This window comes from Streptomyces sp. NPDC002911 (assembly GCF_053591835.1).
On sequence record NZ_JBSFUO010000017.1, the window covers coordinates 22840 to 45711 of the forward strand.

The window sequence follows — 22872 nt, forward strand, 5'->3', positions numbered from 1 at the left end:
CCCTGCCCAAGAGCCTGCGCCACGCCTACCAGCGCGAATGCTCTGGCTACCCGGCCGTGGATCAAGCCCACCTACCGATCAGGCGTGGCGCGTCCGGATTTGAGAGAAGTCCCGGCCTTGGAACACCGGGCCGTTCTGGGTGCCGCCGCTGATGGTGTTGTTGACTTCGCCTCCGCCCGAGGAGGTGGCCTGCGCCCGCTGCCACCACTCATCGAGTAGTACGCGGAACTCTCCGTCCAGAGCCGCACGCACGCCGAGGGCGGTTGCCAGTGCCTGCGCGCGCATCGGGTCGGCAGGGTCTCCTTCCAGCGCTGCGACTTCCAGTTCGCCGGAGCTGACCTGGGGCGTCCTGTCGTCTCGCGTTCCCTGTGTTTCGGCTCGCCGGAACGGGCGCTGTACCAGCGTGGTGAGTCCTTGCCACACCTGACGTCCGGCTTCGCCGCCGAGACCGCCGGCCAGCGCGGCGAGGGTCGCTGCGGTGATCGGGTCCATGCTGGAACTCCCTCGTTCGGTGACGGATCCCACTTTAAGTCGGCTTCGCAGCCCCCCGAAGCGGTTCCGGCATAGCCGCTGCCTCGACTTCTGCTCCGGTCCCTCTTCCGGGCCTCCGGCGAGGGCGGCAGGGGGCGCGACTCGGCGATGTCCTCCATCACGGCGGAGGAGTGCCCGGAGTGCCGGAAGGGGCTCGAAGAGCGGGTCGCGCGGGGCCGGAGGGGGCCGGAAGGAATGGTGAGAGAAACAGAGCCGTGGAGGAACGGTGCAGTTTCTGAGGTTCCTTCAGTCGCATGGGAGCAGGCCGCCGTACCGTGCGAAGTATGGTCGTCAGCTTACCGACTGCCCCCTTACGGTGGCGCATCACCCGCGTGGTCACGGCAGTGGCCGTCGTGGGAAGCACTGGTCTGTTCGGAGCCGGGTCCGCTGGAGCGGGCCCGGCTCCGCTCTCTCTGCGCTACACCTGCCCGTTCCCGTTGATCGACGACCAGCCGATGACGGCGTCGGTCGTGTGGAACGCCTCGGACACACATGTGGTGGGCAAGGCCACCCCACGGATGCCGATCGGCACGACGGCGACGGTCGGCGCCGACGTCACCCGTGCGCTCCGGTTGGCCGGCGCACGTACCGTCGAGGGCACGGCGGAGGTGCACGCCGTCGTGGCCGCACCGGAGGGCGACCGGCGGGTCACGGTGCAGCTCAAGGTGCCCAGGGCGGCCGTGCCGGAGTCCGGCCCACTGACCGTCCCGGCGAACGGGACCATCCCCTCGCTCACCTTCCACCGGCCGGGACCGGCGAAGATCGTCGTGGGCGCGATCGATCTGCGTCTCACGCCACGGGACGGGGACGGCGACGAGACGTGGGCGGGCAAGGTCGACACGTCGTGCGACCTGAACGACGGGCAGGACGGGGTGCTCGCGACGTTCACGGTCGTACGTCCGCCGGCGCGTCCGAGCCCGACCGCGACGGGGACGCCGAAGGAGCCGACCGAGTCGGATGGGCCGGGCACGCCGCGGAAGTCGAGGCCACCAGGGGCCTCCGGGCCGCCGGGGGCCTCCGGGCCGCCGGGAACGGCCGATCCCAGCGCCTCGGGGCCCGCCTCCGGCTCGGCCTCGGCCTCAGCTTCGACCAGGGTCCGAGCCCCCTCGGGCTCCCCCAGCGGTACGGCGTCGGCTTCGCGCTCCGGCGCCCCGGACATCACCTCCCCGGGCGCCTCCGCGACCGGTGGCACGGACTTCGCGGCGCCGCTGCGGGCGGTCGCGGCGTTCCTGGTGGTGTGCGCGGCGGCGATCGGGGCCGGCTGGTGGGGCAGGCGGCGGCGTCGAGCGGAGGGCCAGGATGACTGATGTGTCCCCCGACCGCGACAAGCGTGCCGACGGCACGGTCAACAACGAGATCAGCGGGGGTACCTTCACCGGGTCGGTGACCCAGGTCGGCACGCAGAACATCCACACGAACGTCTACGGCTCACCGGTCCGGTCGCCCGAGGCCGAACTCGCAGACCAGGTCAAGTACCGCTGGCAACCCGAACTGGCCCAGCGCGGACTGGTGGGAAGGAAACGGCTGCCCGTGCGCTGGACGACGGCGCGCGACTCCCTGATGGACCACTGGGAGAACATCTGCGAGGTCCCGCTCGGGCAGAAGGCCGTTCCCCTGGTCCTGGACGGAAATCTGCGTGAGACCGCTACGATCGCCGCGGTCTACCGGACCGTCCCCACCCGCCGCCTCGTGGTGCTGGGCGAAGCCGGCTCGGGGAAGAGCAGTCTGAGTCTGCTGCTCGTACTGGAGCTCCTCAACAACCCCTGGCCTGATGAACCCGTTCCGAAGATCTTCAGCCTGGGATCGTGGAATCCCAAGGAACCGCTGGAGGAGTGGCTGAGCGGCCTGCTGATACGTGACCATCCGAACCTGGCGAGGCCCACCGCCGACGGGAGGACGCTCGCCGCCGAGCTGGTCAACAGGCAGCGCGTCCTGCCCGTACTGGACGGTTTCGACGAGATCGCCAAAGGGCTTCGGGCGAAGGCGCTGAAGCGACTCTCCCGCAGCGACATGCCGTTGATCCTGACGAGTCGCACCGGTCAGTACACCTCCGCGATGGAGGGGACCCTGGGGCTGGAGCGTGCAGCAGCGATCAGGCTCACCGCTCTCGCCCCGGAAGACCTGGCGGAGGGGCTGGAATCCGGCAGCGCCAAGGTCGTCACGCCCGAGTGGAAGAACGTACTGGCCAGGCTGAACGACCCGGCCGATGCTCGGGCCACCAGAGACCTCCGCAGGGTGCTGACCACGCCGCTGATGGTCGCCCTCGCCCGTGACATCTATCGCGAGCGGGCAGGCGGGAAAGACAGGAGCAGGCCCGAGGGTGCGAGACGCAGCCCGAACGAACTGCTCCGAAAGGATCGGTTCAGCACCCCGGAAAGCATCGAGGAGCACCTGCTGAGCAACTTCGTCCCGTCGGTTTACGAGGACGACCGGATCTCTCAGAAGAAGGGAGCCTCCGGTGGCACCGCGCCAGGCCGGAAGTGGGACCCGGAACGGGCCGAGCACTGGCTCGGGTACCTCGCCGAGCATCTGAACGGCAGGCCCGACCTGACCTGGTGGGAGCTCGGCACGTCGATGAGTCTCCGGGCGCGCACCGCTGTGATCGCTTTCCTGGCGGGGCTGGCCTTCGCGGTCACCACCGCGATCGGGAACATTCCCGTGAACCTGGTCGCCACCTCGTACGAACTCGGGTTCGCGATCCGGCGTGGTCTGGTCGTGGGGCTGATGCACGGGCTCGTGTGGGGGCTGGCGCTCGGCTACGTCTACTGGCGTGCGGACGGCGCCGATCTGCTGAAGCCGCGTCCCGTACGGGCCCGGCTGTTCACTCGCGACCGGCAGCCGGACAAGGGGTTCTCGCACAAGGTCGTGCTGGGCAGTCTGCTCGGATTCGGGATCGCGCTCGCCATCGTGCTCATGGACCGGCTTCTCCTGCCGCCGCTCGGCCTCGACGACGGACTCGGGGGCGGGCTCGTGGCCGCGGCCCAGTTCCCGCTCACGGTCGGGCTCTCGGCCGGGATCGCGATGGCGCTGATGGCCTGGCTGGAAACCCCCATCAAGTGGAAGAAGTCCCCCAGCTGCGCCGACCTGTTGCGGGAGAACCGTGCGAACGTGATCTCCCATCTCCTCGGCTGGGCCCTTGTGTGCGGACTCGTCGCGGGGCTGGGGGCCACGTTCACCGAAACTCCTCTCCGTAGCCTCCAGCTCGGGCTCGTCTTCGGCATCGAGGGCGCGTTCGGCGCCGGGCTCGGCTACGGGCTGTGTCTGACGGCGTGGGGCCAGTGGGTGGCGCTGGCCCGTATCTGGCTGCCGTTGACGCGCCGGCTGCCCTGGCGGCTGGTCGCGTTCCTGGAGGACGCCTGCGACCGCGACGTACTGCGCCGGGCGGGCGCGGTGTACCAGTTCCGCCATGCCCGGCTCCAGGACCACCTGCGGGTACGCCGGGACCTCAGCCGTCGAGCGGGCCCCCGCTGACGCTGATGCGCTCGTCGGTGACCCACCGCGCCCCCGTCCGGGTGGGGCGCCGATGGCCGGCTCAGGTCGTCAGCGACTGGGTGACTGACGCATCCAGTCGGGCAAGAGGGAGTGCGTGCGGACGGAAATCTCCTCCGGGTCGCAGTCGGTGTTCCCCTCGACCGCGGCTGAGAAGACCCCGTGTACACCGGAGGCCGTGTAGACGTCTTCGACCGAGTTGTTCGCGCCGGACTCCCGCTCGTCGACACCGAGGTCGCGCCGAAGCCTGCGGAGCTGTTCGAGGAGGAGGTCGCCGATGCCCGGTACCCGCCGCCGGTCGCCGCCGACGGCGGGAGGGGTTTTACGGCGCGGCAGGGGTTCGGTTCCGGTGCTGTGCGCCCCGATGATCTCGGTGAGCTGCTACGTCTCGCACGCTAACGGACGCCCCGTCCGTTTGATCTCATCCTCATGGCCGACAAGGGGATCCACACCAGATCGACCGACACCCAGGTCATGGCCTCCCGACGCTTCGCAGGGTTGGCGATCCAGGCGTCCGAAGCCTGTCCTCAGCACGCACCACTGCCACCAGCGGCACGACTGGTATCCGCAGCACCGGACAGCGCCTGACCGGAAAGACGATGGGAGTCCTGGGGCGACTCTTGCTCCGTTCCGTTCCTCCCCTGGGTGGCGCGTTTCCCGGCGCGACCGGCACGGGCTCGAAACGCGTACCGGTCGGGTGCGGCGAGTGGTGCCAGGCAATCGGGGGCGGCGGCACCGGCCAGGAGCGCCGCCGCCCGTCGCGGCGGTCAGGCAGAGCCGAGGCGTCCGGGCTTACTGGGCACGGCAGGTCCTGAGGTAGCTGAGGAACGATGCCTGCAGCCCAGTCACGTGCGTTTCGTGCATGAGCGCGCTGGTGACGGATCCGCTGCGTGAGGTGAGGCGGTGAAGGAACGTGGCCGCGTTCTTCGCGAGATTCTGGTAGACCGCTATGTCTCCGAGGATCTCTCGGTCGTTGAAGGTCACGTGAAGCTTGGTAGCAGGCAGGGTGTCACCCATTGCTCGAAGACGAGCGAAGACCTGACTGTCCGCATTGACGATGCCGGGGCTGCCCGCGCCGATGCTCTCGAAGAAGGTGCTACGGGTGAGCCAGGCGTAGAGACTGAAGAGTCCGCCGTAGGAATAGCCGAAGAGGCCGTGACCGCTCGGGGCTGTGCCGTAGTCGCGTTCGATCCGCGGGTGTAGGTCGTCGGTGAGGAAGTTCAGGAACATGTCCCCGCGGCTGTCGCTCAATTCAGCGAGGTAGGCGTCGGCTTGCTCGCGAGTCATCGTGCCCGTTTCGACCCCCATCTCCACCGCGTCGATGTACTCCTTCGCGATGGGTTCGCCGGGGGGCACGAGGTCGCGGTTGCGCAACCGCTCCCAGTGCTCTGCTTCCTCGCCCGCGTAACCCACGCTGACTTGGACGTAGGGCTGAATCGACTGCATGGGGTCCAGTTGCGTGACGATGAGTGGGGCGGTCATGCCCACCGCCCAGTTGCCGTCGAGCACGTACACGACAGGCGCTTGCGCCGTGGCAGGGTCGTAGCGCGGTGGCGTGGTGACCCAGACGCCGTAGTCGTGCCCACCGCTGGAGCGCATCTCGAAGTAGTCGGTGTGGGCGAGGCAGCCCTGCCACATGGTGCTCATCTGAGGTCCTTCGGTCGGAGAACAGTTCTGGGTCTTCGAGCGGGTTGCCGTTCCGAAGAACGAGGTCTGCCTGCGCGCCGGGAGTGATGACACCCACCTGGCCGGACAGGCCGAGGAGCTCGGCGTTGGTCCGGGTCGCCGCCCTTTCGTGATCGCGGTGACGACACCGCCGTCAATCCCTCGGTATCGAGGCGCTCGCCGTGCGCGCTGGAGGCACCGCGTTGGGTGATGCGGCCGTTCTCGACAGTGATGTCGACGTTGCCGGGATCGGCGCCCCGATCCGTCGATGACCGCCGCGCCGACTACATGAGCAGGCCCCATAGCCGATCCTCCGTCGTTGCGAGCTGACTGCGACCATGTGCGAGCAACACGGAACCGCCCATCTTTCTTTTCCAATGGATAAACTGCGGGAGTGATCCTGTCAACTTCGGAACGCAAGGGCAGCGCACGCGAGCGACTCCTGGCACGGCTTCTTGACGCCTTCGGCGAGGCCCTTCCCCCGCCGGAGATGTCGCTCCGTGAGATCGCCGCCCGGATCGAGACCAGCCACGCCCTGTTGCGATACCACTTCGGGTCACACCCGGGCGTCTTGGCCGCCATGCTCAGGGCGCAGCGATCCCGTGACAACGAGGCACTTCTGGAGGCCGCCCAGCAGGGCACCTTCGACGACTTCGTCATGGCGATCTGGCGTACGTACACCCTGCCGGGGCGGCTGTCGCGTGCCCGCGGTTTCTTCTACGTCGTCGGACTGGCCGCGTACGGCCCCGAGGACTTCCGTGAGTTCATCGAGTCGATCGGCGACCTGACCGTGATGCTGTCCTCACTCGCGGAACGCGAAGGGCTCGACACCAAGGAAGCGCGGGATGTGGCCACCGTCACCATTGCCGCGATTCGCGGCCTCCTCTTGCAGGAAGTCCTGACTCCCGGAACCCGCCCGGAGGACGCGGTCACCTTGATCCTGCGCATGCGAGAGGGCTGATCCGTTCCACGATCACGTCCGGAGCGTCAACACTCCGGCTGTAGATCGTGATCTTCATGTTCGGGATGCGGCTTGTCGGCGGTAACGACTGGTCCTTGATCGTGCCTGGTGGCGCCGCCAGTCGGACCACTCGAGCCGGTGGGCGCGGCTGGGCGGCGCGTCCGACTCGGTGCCAGCGGCCCCGGCCGGCCCGGTCCCTTCGGTATCCGGCCCACCGATGGCCGCCAGGAGGACCAGAAGCGCGAGCTCATGATGACGTGTACCACGGCACAGTCCGGGGCTTCGCTCACCTTTCGGGGAAGTACGGCGTGCATAGACTGACTCCGGTCCGGCCGGCCCGCAGTCCGGAGCAGTGGTTGCCGGACACACAGGGGGAGGCGTAGCGCCGTGGAGCCACTTCGAGAAGACGACCCGAAGTCGATCGGGGGCTTCGCGCTCGTGTGCCGGATCGGGGCCGGCGGTATGGGCCAGGTGTTTCTCGGCGAATCCGCAGCCGGTCATCAGGCCGCCGTCAAGGTCATCAAGCCCTCCGTCCTCGACGAGGACACCCGCGTGCGCTTCCTGTCCGAAGTGGACAGCCTGCGCACCGTGTACGGGCCGTTCGTCGCTGCCTTCGTGGGGGCTGACGCGGACGCCGACCAGCCGTGGCTCGCGGTCGAGTACGTCCCCGGACCGGATCTGCGCACCCTTGTCGCCGGGAGCGGTCCTCTCCCGCTCGTCGAGACCGCCAGTCTCGGGGCGCTGCTGGCCGAGGGCCTCGGCACGGTCCATGACGCGGGGCTGCTCCACCGTGACCTGAAGCCGCAGAACATCCTGCTGTCCGAATACGGCCCCAAAGTGATCGACTTCGGCCTCGCCGTACTCGCCGAGCGCCGCACCATGCTGACGGCGACCGGCTTCGTCGTCGGCAGCGTGTTGTGCATGCCGCCGGAGCAAGCCCGGGGTGAGCACCAGTTGGGCAGGCCGGCCGATGTGTACGCGCTGGGCGCGGTGCTGCTGTTCGCCGCGACCGGGCACTACCCGTACGAGGGGCCGAGCTGGCAGGCCGTCGCGCTGAAGATCGAAGACCCCGCGACGCCGCCCGACATGACCGGCCTGCCCCCGGAACTGGAGGGCCTGGTCGCGGACATGCTGGCCCTGGACCCCGCGGCCCGGCCGACGCTGCCGGACGTCATCGGGAGGCTGGTGCGGGTCATCCGCGGTCAGAGCCTGACCGCCCTCCAGGCCAAGCGCCGGCTCACCGACCTGACCCCCGAGATCGTCGTGCCGCAGCTGCCCCCACCCGTTGCCGGACCTGGCGACGCCGAACCGGGCTACACACCCACTGTCATCGACGTGACGGCGGCCGAGGAAGACGAGGAGACGGGCGAACCGGTACCGGCCGGGGCCGACGGGCCCGGGACCGGCGCCGAGCCCGGCGAGGAACCCTCGGACGCGGTCCCCGCCGCACGGTCCGCGGCGTCCCCCGCGCCTGGCGGAACCCCGTCCCGGAGCCGCCGGGCCACCGAGGCCCGGCCCGCCGTACCCCTGCGGATCGCCGAGCGGCTCAGGGCCTCCTACGCCCGGGAGGCACGCTTCTGAGCTGTGGCGCCGCCCCTTTCACGACCGGGCACGACCGTCCGTTCCGCCGTGACAGACTTGACGCCGCTGGGCCGCAGGGCGCACGGGACGACGGAGGGGCCGAGGGTGACCGACCAGGGTGCGCAGCAGGGGGAGACCCGGTTCCCGCCGGGGGCGCAGATCCTCGTACGCGACGAGGAGTGGCTGGTCCGTAACGCCGCCCCGACCGATCACGACGGTGAGCGGATCGACGCGGTCGGCGTCTCGGAATTCGTCCGCGACGAGGAAGCCGTCTTCTTCAGCGGGATCGACCGCGTGGAGCTGCTCGACCCGGAGAAGACCCGCCTGGTCCCCGACGCGTCCTCGTACTTCCGGCGCAGCCGTCTCTTCCTCGAAGCGATCCTGCGCAAGACGCCGCTGCCCCAGTCCGAGCGTGGGCTCGCCCTGGCGGACCGTTTCCTGCTCGACCCGCTCGTCTACCAGCAGCGCCCCGCCGAGCTCGCCCTGTCCATGCGCAACCTCCGGCCCCGGGTCCTGATCGCCGACGTCGTGGGTCTCGGCAAGACGCTGGAGATCGGCCTGACCCTCGCGGAGCTCATCCGGAGGGGCCGGGGCGAGCGCATCCTGATCGTGACCCCGCAGAGCATCCTGGAACAGTTCCAGCACGAGCTGTGGACCCGCTTCTCGATCCCGCTCGTGCGGCTCGACTCCCTCGGCATCCAGCGCATCCAGCGCGAGATCCCGGCCGGACGGAACCCGTTCACGCACTACAAGCGAGTGATCATCTCCGTCGACACGCTGAAGAGCATCGGCCAGTACAGGCATCACCTGGAGCGCATCCGCTGGGACGCCGTCGTCATCGACGAGTCGCACAACCTGATCAACCCCGGCAGCCAGCGGCGCGCCCTCGCGGAGATCCTCGCCCCGCGCACGGACGCCCTGCTGCTCGCCAGCGCCACCCCGCACAACGGGGACAAGCGCTCCTTCGCCGACCTGATCTCGCTCCTCGACCCGGCCGCCATCGCCGACTCCGACCACTACGACCCGGCGGAGGACCTCGGCCACCTCTACATCCGGCGGACCAAGGTCAGCCCCGAGGTCCGGGACGAGATGGGCACCGAGTGGCCCGACCGTGGCCCCACCGTCTCCCTCCACTGCGCCGCCGGTGAGGCGGAGGAGCGGATCTTCGCCGAGCTCGCCGAGCACTGGCTCCCCGTGCCACAGACGAGTACGGAATTCGGCACGGCCGGCCAGGACCGCACCTCGGTCGCCACCGAGCAGCTCTTCGCCTACAACCTGCTCAAGACGTTCCTGTCCTCGCACGTCGCTCTCGGCGAGACGGTCGGCAACCGTGTCGCCACGCTCGGCGAGCGGGTCCGCAGAGCCGAGGAGAAGGGGCTGCGGCCCGACCCGGCCATCGCCCCGGAGCAGGCGGCCCTCGCCCGGCTGCGGGAGATCGTCGCGGGCATGGGCGACGGCACCGCGCCCGGCGACTCCGCCAAACTCGACGCCCTCGTGGAGCAGTTGAAGGACATCGGCGTGGGCCCTCGGTCCGCGACCCGGGCCGTGGTCTTCTCCGAACGCGTCCGTACGCTCACCTGGCTCGCCGAGGTCGTTCCGGCCCGCCTGGGGTTCCCGGCCGGGGCCGACGGCACGGCGAAGGCCGTCACCGTCATGCACGGCGGCCTCAGCGACGACGAACAGGCCAAGGTCCTGGAGGCGTTCGGCCTGGCCGACAACCCGGTCCGGCTGCTGTTCACCGGCGACGTCGCCTCCGAGGGCGTCAACCTGCACCGCCAGTGCCACCACCTGATCCACTACGACATCCCGTGGTCGCTGATCCGCATCGAGCAGCGGAACGGCCGTATCGACCGGTACGGCCAGAAGCACGAGCCCCAGTTCCGCGCCCTGATCCTCACGTCCGCGATCCCCGGTGCCAAGGACGACCGCACGGTCGCCGAAAAGCTCCTCCTCCGCGAGGAGGAGGCGCACAAGCTGGACGGTACGGCCGAGGCCGTGTCCGGTCTCTACCGGGCCGAGGAGGAGGAGCGCCGGCTCATCAGGGAGCTGGTCCGCGGCGGCACGGTCGAGGACTTCCTGGAGTCCGCCCCGGCCGAGGACACCGCCCTCGCCGACCTCTTCGGCCAGGTGGGCACGATCACCGAGCAGGAACTGCCCGCACGCGCCGAGCTGATCTCCCTCTTCGAGGGGGACACGGCCGACTTCGTCGACACCGCTCTCGACGAGGTCTACGAGGACCGCGCGGAGGACCTGATCGGCCTGGCGTCCGGCACCGACGCCAAGGGCGGCGCGTACTTCTCGCTCTCCCCGGCCCTGGCCCCCGACCTGCTCCACCGCCTCAAGGCCCTGCCGCCCTCCTACCTCAAGGAGCAGCGCGTCGCGGAGCGGATGCTGGTCACCTTCGACCGGACCCTCGCGCAGCGCAAGCTCACCGAGGCCAGGGAGAGCAGCGGCACCATGTGGCCGGAGGTGTCCTTCCTCACCGACATCCACCCGGTGGTGGAGTGGCTGACGGACAAGGTCCTCGTCGAGTTCGGCCGGCAGGAGGCCCCGGTGATCACCACGCCTCACGTCGAGGGGCCCGTGTTCCTCGTCCAGGGCATCCACTCCAACGCTCTCGGCCGCCCCACCGTGGTGCGGTGGATGGCTGTGACCGGGCTCGGCGCCGAGGGCGCCGGGACACCCGAGGTGCGCCCCATGGCGGACGCGCTGCGCGACGCGAAGGTCGGCCCGAGGCTCGCGCGCACCGGCGGGCCGCGCGACCCGGACAGGCTCCAGGTCCTCGTGCCGGCCGCCGTCGCCGCCGCCCGCGCGCACCTGGAGACGGGAAGGGCCGCCTGGGAGGAGCAGATCAGCGAGCCGCTCGCCGCCTACCGCGACCATGTCGCCCAGTGGCGTACGGACTCCCTGCTGCCCGGCATCACCGACCGCCGCGAACGTCTCGTCGAGGAGACCGCCGACGAACTGGCCCGGCTGCTCGACCAGTTGCACACCACCGGCCGTCCGCTGCTGCGCGTCCTGGCCGTCCTCGACCGACCCGGCGACCCGGACGCCCCCGGCGCCGGGGACGACGCGGACCCGACGGCCGGGCCGTTCACTTCCGATCCTCACCCGTCCGACGCCCAGGCGGAGAACTGACGTGACGTACGACTCGCTGGTCAACCACGGCGACTACCTCTCGGCCCACTACCTCGCCGAAGTCCTCCCCAAGGACCTCAAGGCCAAGGACGGCCTCCTCGCGCGCTGGGCCGCTTTCGAGGAGGAGGAGCGCCGCCGCCACGCCGACGCCGTCGCCGAGGCGAAGCGCCAGGGTCTCGACCTCGCGTCCGTACCCCCGCGCGCCCGCACCCCCCGTGAGGGCCTGCGCGCGCTGCGCGGCCCCTACTTCGCGGGCCGCGCAGCCCTCGCCGAGGACGCGGAAGCGCTCGCCGACCCCGACGCACCCGAGCCCGAGGGCCGGCAGAAGCGGGTCACCGAAGTCCACCTGGACACCCTGCACGCCCTCGGTTACACCGCCGCCCACGAGCAGACCGTCACCGTCCACCGCGCCGACCACGCGTACACCGTCGAGGTCGCCCACGCCGAACCCGGCCTGTACGCCGTCTCCTGCGGCTGGACCACCGAGCCCGACGCCGCTCTCGACCCGGACGGCGCCGGCCGCCTGCTCCACCCCGTCGCCCTGGAGGCGTCGGCGATCATCGAGGACGCCAAGGCCCTCACCGACTTCCTCTTCGCCTGCGACACACCCCCGCGCTACGTCCTGCTGCTCGTCGGCGGCGTCATCGTCCTCGCCGACCGCCTGGCCTGGCACGAGGGCCGCTACCTGGCCGCCGACCTCGACGCGGCGCTCAACCGCCGCGACGACCGCCACGGCGGCGAACTCGACACGGTGGCCGCGCTGTTCGGCTCGGACTCGCTGCGCGTGCCCACCGAGGGCGGCACCGCGCCGCTCGCCGCCTTCCTCGACAAGTCCGGCAAGCACGCCGTCGGAGTCTCCACCGAACTGCGTGAGGGCCTGCGCCTGAGCGTCGAGTGGATCGCCAACGAGGTCCTGGACCGCCTGCGCGAACCGGAGAACGGCATCACCCCGGCCGAACTCGACGACCCGGCCCGCCTGGCCAAGGAGCTCAGCCGCGAGTCGCTGCGCTACCTGTACCGGATCCTGTTCCTGCTGTACGCCGAGGCCAGCCCCGCGCTCGGCATCCTGCCCTCCGACTACCCCGAGTACGAGCGGGGGTACGGCCTCCAGCGCCTCGGCGACCTCGTCCTGCGCGACCTCGTCGGCGAGCGCTCCCGGCGCGGCTTCCACCTGTACGAGTCGCTGGACCTGCTCTTCGACAAGGTCGAGAACGGCCACCGCCGCTACGGCACCGAGCCCGAGGACCTGGTGGCCGAGGCCGCCGCCCGCGAGGCCACCGCGGCGGAGAACGAGGCGGCCAGGCTGCTCGCCGCCGGCACGATCACCCAGGCGGAGCACACCGAACGCGTCCGCGAGGCCGACCGGGCCCGCCGCGCCGCCGCCCGCAGCACCAGCGCGGGACTGCGCTTCGAGGCCCTGAGCTCCGAACTGTTCACCAAGGAGGCCGTCCGGCTCATCTCGGACGACCAGATCGAGAACCGGGCGTACCGGGGCGGCGAGGGCGAGCGCCGCCGCCCGTTCCTGGACACCCGGCTGCGCAACGAGACACTGCACAAGGTGCTGCGCCGCCTGATGCTCACCCAGGGCAAGGGGAGGGAGCGCGGCGGGTTCATCTCGTACGCCCAGCTCGGCATCAACCAGCTCGGCGCGGTGTACGAGGGCCTGATGTCGTACTCCGGCTTCATCGCCGACGAGGAGCTGTACGAGGTCGCCAAGGGCGGCGACCCCTCGGGCGGCAGCTGGATGATCCCCGCCTCCCGCGTCCAGGACTACCAGGACGAGGTCTTCGTCCAGCGGACCCATGCCGAGACCGGCCGCCCGGAACGGGTGGTCCACCCGAAGGGCAGGTTCGTCTACCGGCTGGCCGGCCGCGACCGCCAGACCTCCGCCTCGTACTACACGCCGAAGTCACTGACCGAGGTCACGGTCGAACTGGCCCTCAAGCACCGCCTCGACCAGCACGACACCACGACCCCGGCCAGGGAACTCCTGGAGTGGAAGATCTGCGAACCGGCTCTCGGCTCGGGCGCGTTCCTCAACGAGGCCATCGACCAGGTGGCCGCCGAGTACCTGCGGCGCCGCGAACACGAGCTGGGGCGCCGCATCGACCCCGAGCTGCGGCAGATCGAGCTCCAGAAAGCCAAGGCGTACGTCGCCCTGCACAACGCCTACGGGGTCGACCTCAACGCCACGGCGGTGGAGCTGGCCGAAGTCTCCCTGTGGCTCAACTCCATGCACCCGGGCATGCGGGCCCCCTGGTTCGGCCTGCACCTGCGGCGCGGCAACTCCCTCATCGGCGCGAGCCGCAAGGTCTACAAGTCCGACGTCCTGGCGGACGGCCAGTGGCTCGCGAAGAAGAACACCCTGCCGCCGACCGACCTGCCGTTCCGGGACGGCCCGCTGCCCGAGGGCGCGGTGCACCAGTTCCTTCTGCCCGCGATCGGCTGGGGCGCGGTCGCCGGGGAGCCGGAGGCCAAGAAGCTCGCGGAGGACGCGGCGAAGGCGCTCGGCAAGTGGCGCAGAGGCGTGCAGAAGGCCCCGAAGGGCCCGAAGCCGTTCCAGGAGCGCGGCGAGGAGACGGCCGAGGCACGGCAGAAGCGCTACGACCGGTGGCAGAAGGCGGCACAGAAGACCGAGCTGGGCCGGCTGCAAGGTGTGGCCCGCCGCGCGGAGTTCCTGTGGTCCCTGGTCGCCACCCGCCTCGAACTCTCCGAGCGGACGATCGCCCGCCGCATCGACGTGTGGGGCGCGGACTGGCTGGAGCAGTCCTCGGAGGCCGAGGCGGAGGACAAGCAGAAGGTCCTGGACGACCTGACGCGCCACGGCACGCCGTACTGGCGGCTGAAGACCGTGATGGACGCGTGGTGCGCGCTGTGGTTCTGGCCGCTGGACAAGACGGGCGAACTCGACGGTACGGAGTCGGTCTACGCCTCAGGTGACAGCCTCGCGCAGGGGGCGGCGGCAGCAGCACCGGGCCCGTCGGACGGGCGTCCCACCGCCGCCGAGACGTCGGCCCCGGCTCCGGGTGCCCACCTGTGGCAGGCCACCGGGCTGTTCGACGACCCGGACGGCGAGCAGGGCGAGCTGGGCGCGGAGCTGCCGACCGCAGGGGCCAGGAGGAGCACGCCGGCCCGCAGGACGAGCAGCCGTCCCCCTGAGCGGAGGACCGTGCCGCTCCAGAGCTTCGGCGACTGGCTGGACTTCCTGGAGAGCGTCCTCGGCACGGCCGACATGCCTGAGCAGTCGCTTCTCTCGGGCATCGAGAACCTCAGCCCTGACGATGCGCTGGAGCTGCTGGCCGACGTGGAGGACCGCCTGGAGGGCTTCCTCGGCATGCGACCGGCGGCACTCCTGCCGTTCCGCTACCCGTGGTTGAACACGGTCGAGGACATCGCGGGCACGACGGAGAAGGACATAAAGGCGGAGGACGGCCACGGCTTCTTCCACTGGGAGCTGCACTTCGCGCACGTGTTCCGGGGGGTGGGGGGCGGGTTCGACCTTCAGGTGGGGAACCCGCCTTGGGTGCGGCCTAGGTGGGAGGAAGATACGGTTCTGGCGGAGCTGGAACCGTGGTTCAAGCTTGAGGAGAAGCCCGGCGTCGCGGTCTGGCGTGAGCGCAAGGCGGCTGTGCTGGATCAGGCAGGTGTGCCCCGCTACTTCCTCCGGGAACTGGCATCGAATGCGGCTATCGCGGAGTGGCTGGGATCGCCCGTCACCTACCCCGTACTCACGGGGACGCAGCCGGACTTGTACCGGGCCTTCATGTGTCGGACGTGGGCAAACCTGGGCTCGGAGGGTATGGCTGGACTGGTGCACCCGGACACGCATCTCGGGGGGACCAAGGACGGCCGGATTCGTGGGGCGACCTATCCGCGTTTGAGGCTCCATGCCGGGTTCGTGAATGTGGGCAACTGGGCGTTCGAAGCCAGCCGTAACACCGAGTTCGGTGTGCACATCTACGGGAGACCGCAGCAGCACATTGAATTCGTCAACCTGAGCCGGTTGTACGGGGTGGAGCCGGTTGTAGCGTCCTTGGCCCACGACGGGGAGGGCGAAGTTCCGGGGATGAAGCACGGTGGGGGATGGGACCTTCGCCCCCATCTGGCGCGGGTGATTCATGTGACTGAAGACACTCTCGCGGAGTGGCAGAAGCTGACAGGCGACGCGGACGGTTCTGCGCGGCAAGCTGCGTTGCTCCAGCCCGTAACGACGGAAGAGCAGGGGGCTATCGCAGCGCTGTCCGCAGTGGAGAGCAGGATCGGGCGGCAGGATCCGCAGATTAGCGCCGGGTACCACGAAAAGATGGGTAAAGAGGACGGGCTCATCGCTTGGTCAACCTCACAGCCTGATTCGCAGTCCGAGCTGATTATTCAGGGACCGCATTTTGGTATCGCTACCCCGGTCAGCAAGCAACCGAAGGTGCCTTGCCGGGGCAATCACGACTGGACGAGCTTCGACCTGACAGCGCTTGCGGCGGATGCTGTGCCCAGGACGAATTACGTTCGCCCTGGGACGTGCTCTCTCAAGAGGTACGAAGGCGAACAGGACCGCTGGTTGGATCGATCTCGGCTTGAGGCCGACTGGCAGCCGAGCGCGGAGGAGTGGGCAAGTCGCAGCGATGTCCTGACAGAGGACGAGCTGAAGTCGGACGAGGGCGAACAGCGCGAGCTGCTGCGTCAGCGGTTGTGGTTCTTCCGGCCCTATACGAGGTTCTACCGCTTGGCCTGGCGCGTCATGATCCCATTTAATACTGAGCGCAGCCTGTTTCCAGCTCTCATTCCACCAGGCCCCGCGCACGTCCACACCGTGCAGTCGATGGCTCTGAGGGACAACGAGACCACTGCTCTAAACGCCGGATTCTGGGCTTCACTCCCGTTCGACTATCTACTTCGTATCACTGGCCGATCGCACCTGCAGGTGGCTGAGGCCAAGAAGATGCCCTACGCCGACCCTGCTCACCCCCTCACAGGCGCGCTTCTCCTCCGCACCCTCCGACTCAACTGCCTGACCAACGCCTACGCGCCCCTTTGGGCCGAGCTGTATGACATGACCTGGCCCGGCTACGAGGACTGGGCTGTTAAGTGGCCCCGTCTTGCGCCGATTGCCAGCGGAATCACGGAGGACTGGGAGTACAGCACGCCCCTCCGTACCGAGTACGAGCGTCGCGCTGCCCTCGTGGAGATCGACGCGCTGGTGGCGGCCTGGCTCGGGATGAGCGCGGACGAGCTCATCGCCATCCACAAGGCGCGGTACGCGATCCTCGCGGACCGGGAGTCGCACATGTGGTTCGATGCCAACGGACGGCAGTTGGCCAAGGACCCGTATGCCCACGGCCACGGCCAGACCAAGGAGCACTACGAGCACTTCCTTGCCTTCCAGAAGAGGGAGCGGCCCGATCCCCCCGAGGGCTACACCGCTCCTTTCTACAAGGCGGACCGGGAGAAGGAGATGCGCGCAGCGCACGCGTACTTCTCTGCACGGCTTCAGGAAGCCGTCGACAAGGGGAAGTGGACACCGCCTGCCCGTTGAACGGCAGCGCCCCGCGCCGGACAGGTCCGGTGCGGGGCGCGTGCGTCAGCTCTGGGCGGCGTAGCTGACGAAGTTGCTCCATGCCGAGGGTGAGAGGGCGAGTTCGGGGCTCAGTTGGTCCTTGGAGTCCCGGACGTGGATCGCTTCCGTCCCCTTCGCCACCTCGATGCAGGCGTCACCATCCGAACCGCTGTAGCTGCTCTTGAACCAAGCCCGTTCGTCGATGCTGCTCATAGCGCTCCTCGAAGTTGCTTCAGCAGGCTCCTGGAGTCCTCGGAGGTGAGAGCCTGTGAGCGCAGTTTCGCATACCGTTGGAGCGTGATGCTGACCTCCTTCGGGTCTGAGATCAACATGCCGCCGCGCTGCCCCTCCGCGTAGGCGAACCACTTGTTCTCCTGTGATTCCAGCAGCATCAAGGGTCCGTCGAACCCGGCATGGTCGGGCTGGCTTAGCGGCATGATCTGCAACTCGACGTTGAACTGCAAAGACCGCTTCAAGAGGCTGTCGAGCAACTCCCGCATCACATCAGGGCCTCCCGTACCTCGCTCGATAAGCGCCTGTTCGATGATGAAGCTGAATGCGATCGGTGGCCTGCGCTCGAACAGCTGATGGCGCTCCAGCCGGGCCATGACCTGCTTGGCCACCTGCTCCTCATCCTTCACGGGTGGCACGCTCACCGTTACAGCTCGCGCGTACCGCTCGGTCTGAAGCAGTCCGGGAATCACTCGGCACTCGTAGGTCCACAGGGTCACCGCTTGCGTCTCCAGCCGCGCCCACTGTCGGAACCAACTCGCCAACCCGGCCTGCCGCGACAGATGCGGCGCCGCCTTCCGCAGTGCCCCCGTGTTCCCCAGCGCAGCCTCCGCGCGTTCGACGAAGTCGCAGTCCGGCATCCGACGGCCCTGCTCGATCGAGGCGACGGTGTGCTTGGAGAAGCGCACCAGGTCGCCGAACTCCTCGCGGTTGAAGCCCGCGTGCTCTCGCAGGGCCTGGACGAACGCGCCGAACGTGCGCAGGCTGTCCGATGCCCCTGGCTCGGCGCCGGCTCCCGCGCCCGTTCCTCCTGCCGCCATTCCCGTAGCGTCGTCGTCCGTGTTCTCGTAGGCCACAGTCGGCCACCTTTCGCGCGCACCCGCCCCGCCGTACCGCTTCTGACCTTGTTGCACCAGCACACCCAGCGGCACGGTGCGCCACTGGGTGTGCGTGCGTGATTACACAGCGTACGCGCGCCAGGGCGGTGAATGCTGACGTTTGCCCTATGCGCCAGGGCGTCCGGCGGCCTGCCCTGGCCCCCTCCCGTCGAGGAGGCGGCAGTTGTGCTTCTGTTCGGGCGGAAGTGTGCGGCGGCTCACCCTGGCGGCGGTGCCGGGCTTTGCGGGAGCCCGGACGCCGGCCCCGGAACTCGGGTCCCGAGTCTTGGGGTTCGAGCGTCGCGCACCGCCCTGTCACTCGTTCGGGGGCGGGTGGAGGTGCGCGGGCCGACGCTTGAGCTTCGGGGTTCGAGGGTCGGGATGCGAGGGTCGGTATCCGAGCGGTGTTGTTCATCCGGGAGGTAGGTAAGGGGGTTCTGGGAAAACCGCCCCTCCCTCCCCACCCCGTCACGGCCAGCAAGTATGACTAATGGTGAGCGAGTTGCGGCGGAGAGTCGCGGCTGCTTACGGTGCCCACAACGAGACGACCCCGACGCGGTGTTGGCGCACCGGCCGGGGTCTGACCCAAGATCGATACCCAAGAAAGACGATCTCGTGGCTATCCAGCACCCTAGCTCCGCCCCGCCCGCCCCCGCAGCCTCACGCCCGTACCGCAAGGCCCGCACCGGCTACGGCAAGCAGTCCATCCCCGCCCAGGGACACCCCGCCGCCCGCGACTTCGCCTTCCTGCCGGAGCGTGAGCGGTATGTCGCGGGGTACCTCGACCACCTTCCCGACGGCGCCGCCATGGACATCAAGTCGCTGGCCAAGGACCTCCCCCTGTACGGCCAGATGGCCATCGGCACCGCCCTGCGCGCTCTCGCCGTGGCCGGGCACCTGCGCCGGGTGCGGTGCCGTGCGGAAGGGGACGGCCACTACCGGTGGGTGACGCGCACCTACTGGTCCCGTACCGCCCACGACAACGAGTGGTGGGCCGTCAGGCTCGCGGGCGAAGCCGCCGACCCCGAGCAGGCACCCGCGCTCTCCGCCGAGCCGGTAGCCGTGCCCCAGCAGCGCGCTGCGGAGCCAGGCACCACCGCGCGCCCCGCCCCGAATCCGCCGCCGCTCCCGACGCCGGAACACGGGCCGGTCGCAGCCACCGCCTCAGCTGCTGCGGTCCCTTCCCCCGCCTACCTCGCCCTGGCCGGACTCGGGCGCCGCGAACCACGCCTGGCGCTCTCCGCCGCCGACTGCGCCGCCCTGGAGCCGCTTGCCGCTGCCTGGTTCGCGCGAGGTGTCAGCGCCGACTACCTGACGTCGGCGCTCACGGCCGGGCTTCCCGAGCCGATCGGATCACCCGTCGGCCTGATGCGCCGCCGCCTCACCGACAAGATGCCACCCCGACTGCCCGCAGCACCGGCCCCGGCCCCTGCGTCGGGCCTCCCCGGGACTGCCGTGCGCGGTCTCCTGGTCGAGTGCGCCGACTGCGGTCGCCCCGGCCCGGCCGAGGCGCTCCCGGACGGCCTCTGCCGTCCCTGCCGTACCGCGCTCCAGAAGCCGGAATCGTCCGACCCGGCGGCGGCCCCGGAGCAGGCCGAACGCGATGTCCCAGCCCTCGTCGCGAGCCTCCGCAACCTGATGCGCAGCCCCTGAACGGCCCCCGCACAGCTCGGCGGGAGGTTGCGGAGGTCAAGCCCTGGGGGCGCCCCGATGGCGGGCCCCGGCCACTGGCCCGGATCAGATGTCGGGCAGCGTCGTCGCCGGTGACCGGAACCAGGCGCGGTGGTCAGCCGGTCGTCGCGGCCGACTTGTCCTCGATGCGGCCGGCCTCCTCCGCACGGTGCTGCAGGCGGAACAGGTTGGCCGCCCGCCGCCACTGGTCCCGGGCCCGGCCGGGCCGCCCGAGTGCCAGGTGGACGTCGCCGAGGTTGGCCAGGGTGTTCGCCTCCTCGTAGAGGTTGCCCAGGTCGTGGAAGAGGACGCGGGCGCGCTCGTAGTGGGCGAGGGCTTCATCGTGCCGGCCTGCGGCGTGCGCGATGAAGCCGAGACTGTCCAGCGTGCACGCCTCGCCGTCACGGAATCCTTGCCGGCGGTGGATCTCCAGGCCCTCCTCACAATGGGCGATCGCCTGCCCGTACTCGCCCAGGCGGGCCTCGTACCAGCCGACGGCGTTGAGGGCGTTCGCCTGCGCCAACGGGTCGCCGCCCTGACGCTGGAGCCGCAGGGTGTGCCGGACGTGCGTCAGGGCCTCCCGGTCGTCGCCCTGCCTGCCCCACGACCAGGCGATGACGTCGTGGATGCGCGCCTGCTCGGTGACGTTCATGGACTTCTCCGCCGCGGCCAGGGCCTGATCGGCGTGGTGCATCGCGCGATCGTGGCGGTCCGAGCGGGCGAAGGCGTGGGCCAGCCGGCGGTGGGCCCAGGCGCGGGCGGTGTCTTCGCCGAGGCGCTCGGCGGCGGCGAGTCCCGTACGCCACAGGGCCACGTGCTCGTGGAGCCGTCCCTGCCGCCACAGGAAGCCGTCCACGACCCGGGCCAGTTGCCAGACCAGGAGGTCCCACCCGTGGTGGCCGGCCACGCGCTGCGCGGCGACCAGACCGGCGTGCTCGGCCCGGAACCAGGACATGACGGCGGCCTGATCGGCGGGAGACTCGAGCGCCACGTCGTCCAGCGCCGGTTCGAGTTGCAGCGCGTGGTGCTCGAACGGACTGAGGATCAGGTCGCAGGCGTAACCGGAGTGCAGGTAGAAGTCCACCAGACGCCGCAGCGCACGTTCGCGTGACACCTGCGCCTGATCCTCGACGGCCCGCTCGGCCGCGTACAGCCGGATCAGGTCGTGCATGCCGTACCGGCCAGGGGCCGGCTGCTGCACCAGGTGGACCGTCTCCAGTTCCCGCAGCGTCACCCGGGCCGCGGCCGGTGGCCGGCCCAGCAGCCCGGCGGCTGCGGCCAGACCGATCTCGGGGGCCGGACCCGCGGCCCCGAGGAGACGGAAGGCCTCCGCGGCCCGGTCGGTCAGGCCGCGGTACGAGACACGGCACACCGCGCGGACGTTCGTCGACAGGTCGCCCGCGTCCAGGGCGTCCAGCCGCGCCGACTGGTCCTGGAGTTCCTCGGCGAGAGCGGCGAGCGTGGGAGCGCTGCCGACGGCGGCGCGGGCCCCGGCGACGCTGATCGCCAGCGGCAGGCCCGCGCAGTGTTCCAGTACCGTGGTGACGGCTGCGGCATCGGCGGCCAGGCCTTCGCCGCCCAGGTGATGGCCGAGCAGGTCCCGGGACTCGTACGGCGTGAGCACGTCCAGCCGCAGCAGGTGTGCGCCGTGGGTGACCGCGAGGCCGGTCAGTTGGCGGCGGCTGGTGACGAGGACCGTGCAGCCGGATCCGCCCGGCAGCAGGGCCGTGACCTGGTCGACGTCTGCGGCGTTGTCGAGGACGACGAGCATGCGCCGGTCCGCGACGAGGGTGCGGTACAGCCCGGTCAGGGCCTGCTGGTCCGCCGGGATCGAGTGGGGGTCGACGCCGAGGGCGTCCAGAAATCCCCGTACCGCGGTGGCTGGTTCCAGGGGTTCTCCGAAGGGGCTGAATCCTCGAAGGTCCACGTAGAGCTGGCCGTCGGGAAACCGGTCCGCGGTGTGGCGGGCCCAGTGCACGGCCAGCGAGGTCTTACCGACCCCACCGGTACCACTGATGGCGCATACCAGCGCCGACCCGCCGCGCCGGCCCGCGGCGCCCAGTGCCTTGTCCAGTTCGGCCACTTCGGCGCTGCGTCCGACGAACAGCCCCGAGGAAGGCAGCTGGCGCGGCACGGCGCGGTCCCGTGACGAGGTGATGCCGGAGGCGGTGACGACGACGGCTGCCGGTGACGAGGCGGGGGCGTCGGACGGCGCGCCGATCTCCGGGTCATTCGTGAGGACCTGCTGGTGCCGTCGCCGCAACTCCGGGCCGGGGTCGCTTCCCAGCTCCTCGGCCAGGGCGCGGCGGATCCGGTCGAAGCACCGCAGGGCGTCCGCAGCGCGGCCGCTCCGGTAGAGCGCGAGCATGTACTGGGCGGCCAGGCGCTCGTCCAGCGAGTGTCCGTCGAGGCAGGAGGCCAGCTCGGACAGGAGTGCCGCATGGCGGCCGTGGCGCAGCAGCACGTCGTTCCGGTCCAGCAGGCAGGCGTGCCGCTCCTGCTGGAGGGACTCCCGCTGGGAGTTGCACCACGGCGTGTCCAGCGTGGCGAAGGGCTCGCCCCGCCACAGCGTCAACGCCCGCTCGAACAGGTCTGCCGCACGCTCGTCCTCAGCGGCCCTCGCCCGGCCGGCCAGGGCGCGGAAGCGGTGGAGGTCCACCAGGTCCGGCTCGGTGAGCAGCGCGTAACCACCAGAGCGTCGCTCGATGCCGGCGCCGGGGGACGACGCGTCCGCCGCGGCGCCGAGCGCCCGCCGCAGCCGGGACAGATAGCTGTACAACGTCGACTTGACCCCCGGCGGCGGGTGGGCGCCCCACACCCGACCGACCAGGCCGTCCACCGGCACCGCGCGGTTGACGTCCATCAACAGCGCCGCCAGCACCCAGCGCTGCCGGGTGGGCCCGAGATCCAGGGCCGTCCCGCCCACGTGCGCCTGGATCTCCCCGAGCATGCCGAACTCGATGGTCACCGCATCCCCGTCTTCCTCCGAATGTGCCTGTGCCAAGTCTTGGCTCACTCGGTCGCCCAGCCAATTCAACATCCGGCCAGACTTGGGATCTCGGCGGCACCTCCCGGCGGGCGGCCGCACTCGCGCGACTGGCGCCCCGCCTCGGCGATGGCCGAGGGTCGGGGCGCCAGTTGCGACGGAGGTGCGCGTCCGGGGCGCGACTGTGACG

Annotated in this window: 13 protein-coding genes; 8 read left to right on the forward strand and 5 right to left on the reverse strand. The window is 70.2% G+C overall.

Annotated elements, in window-relative coordinates:
- Positions 1-78 precede the first annotated feature (78 nt).
- Positions 79-492: a hypothetical protein gene (locus tag ACWD04_RS23875; protein WP_451135059.1), complete on the reverse strand. Its 414-nt coding sequence runs from the start codon at positions 490-492 to the stop codon at positions 79-81.
- 392 nt (positions 493-884) lie between these two features.
- On the opposite strand from ACWD04_RS23875, the gene ACWD04_RS23880 reads away from it, so the two are divergent.
- The 3 genes from ACWD04_RS23880 to ACWD04_RS23890 all read left to right on the forward strand — a co-directional run bounded on the left by ACWD04_RS23880 (position 885) and on the right by ACWD04_RS23890 (position 4419).
- Positions 885-1838 (forward strand): DUF6801 domain-containing protein, encoded by a 954-nt coding sequence (locus ACWD04_RS23880; protein WP_451135061.1) that lies wholly within the window; start codon positions 885-887, stop codon positions 1836-1838.
- Positions 1831-4002, forward strand: a complete 2172-nt coding sequence (locus tag ACWD04_RS23885) for an NACHT domain-containing protein (protein WP_451135063.1) — start codon at positions 1831-1833, stop codon at positions 4000-4002. Before ACWD04_RS23880 ends, ACWD04_RS23885 begins: the two co-directional genes overlap by 8 nt.
- Before the next feature lie 180 nt (positions 4003-4182).
- Positions 4183-4419: a hypothetical protein gene (locus tag ACWD04_RS23890; RefSeq protein ID WP_451135065.1), complete on the forward strand. Its 237-nt coding sequence runs from the start codon at positions 4183-4185 to the stop codon at positions 4417-4419.
- Positions 4420-4812: 393 nt separating this feature from the next.
- Here ACWD04_RS23890 and ACWD04_RS23895 read toward each other — a convergent pair whose 3' ends face one another.
- Positions 4813-5667, reverse strand: a complete 855-nt coding sequence (locus tag ACWD04_RS23895) for an alpha/beta hydrolase (RefSeq protein WP_451135067.1) — start codon at positions 5665-5667, stop codon at positions 4813-4815.
- Positions 5668-6079: 412 nt separating this feature from the next.
- On the opposite strand from ACWD04_RS23895, the gene ACWD04_RS23900 reads away from it, so the two are divergent.
- From ACWD04_RS23900 to ACWD04_RS23915, 4 genes are all read left to right on the forward strand, one after another.
- Complete coding sequence (locus tag ACWD04_RS23900) at positions 6080-6646, forward strand: TetR/AcrR family transcriptional regulator (protein WP_451135069.1); 567 nt, start codon at positions 6080-6082, stop codon at positions 6644-6646.
- A 387-nt stretch (positions 6647-7033) separates the two neighbouring features.
- On the forward strand, positions 7034-8227 hold the full coding sequence (locus tag ACWD04_RS23905) for a serine/threonine-protein kinase (protein WP_451135071.1): 1194 nt from the start codon (positions 7034-7036) through the stop codon (positions 8225-8227).
- Between the two features lie 48 nt (positions 8228-8275).
- Positions 8276-11365, forward strand: a complete 3090-nt coding sequence (locus ACWD04_RS23910; protein ID WP_451135073.1) for an SNF2-related protein — start codon at positions 8276-8278, stop codon at positions 11363-11365.
- Between the two features lies 1 nt (position 11366).
- On the forward strand, positions 11367-16895 hold the full coding sequence (locus ACWD04_RS23915; protein WP_451135075.1) for a DNA methyltransferase: 5529 nt from the start codon (positions 11367-11369) through the stop codon (positions 16893-16895).
- Between the two features lie 45 nt (positions 16896-16940).
- Here the strand turns inward: ACWD04_RS23915 and ACWD04_RS23920 are convergent, their stop codons facing one another.
- Together ACWD04_RS23920 and ACWD04_RS23925 are read right to left on the reverse strand one after the other, a co-directional pair.
- Positions 16941-17129 carry a DUF397 domain-containing protein gene (locus ACWD04_RS23920; protein ID WP_451135077.1) on the reverse strand — a complete coding sequence of 63 codons (189 nt, stop codon included), beginning with the start codon at positions 17127-17129 and terminating at the stop codon, positions 16941-16943.
- On the reverse strand, positions 17126-18004 hold the full coding sequence (locus ACWD04_RS23925) for a helix-turn-helix domain-containing protein (RefSeq protein WP_451135079.1): 879 nt from the start codon (positions 18002-18004) through the stop codon (positions 17126-17128). Before ACWD04_RS23925 ends, ACWD04_RS23920 begins: the two co-directional genes overlap by 4 nt.
- A gap of 636 nt (positions 18005-18640) precedes the next feature.
- On the opposite strand from ACWD04_RS23925, the gene ACWD04_RS23930 reads away from it, so the two are divergent.
- Entirely contained in the window at positions 18641-19678 is a 1038-nt protein-coding gene (locus ACWD04_RS23930; protein ID WP_451135081.1) for a MarR family transcriptional regulator, read from the forward strand.
- A gap of 133 nt (positions 19679-19811) precedes the next feature.
- On the opposite strand, the gene ACWD04_RS23935 is transcribed toward ACWD04_RS23930, so the two are convergent.
- The gene (locus ACWD04_RS23935) at positions 19812-22664 is read right to left on the reverse strand and encodes an AfsR/SARP family transcriptional regulator (protein WP_451135083.1); all 2853 of its coding nucleotides are present in this window, start codon (positions 22662-22664) and stop codon (positions 19812-19814) included.
- Positions 22665-22872 lie beyond the last annotated feature (208 nt).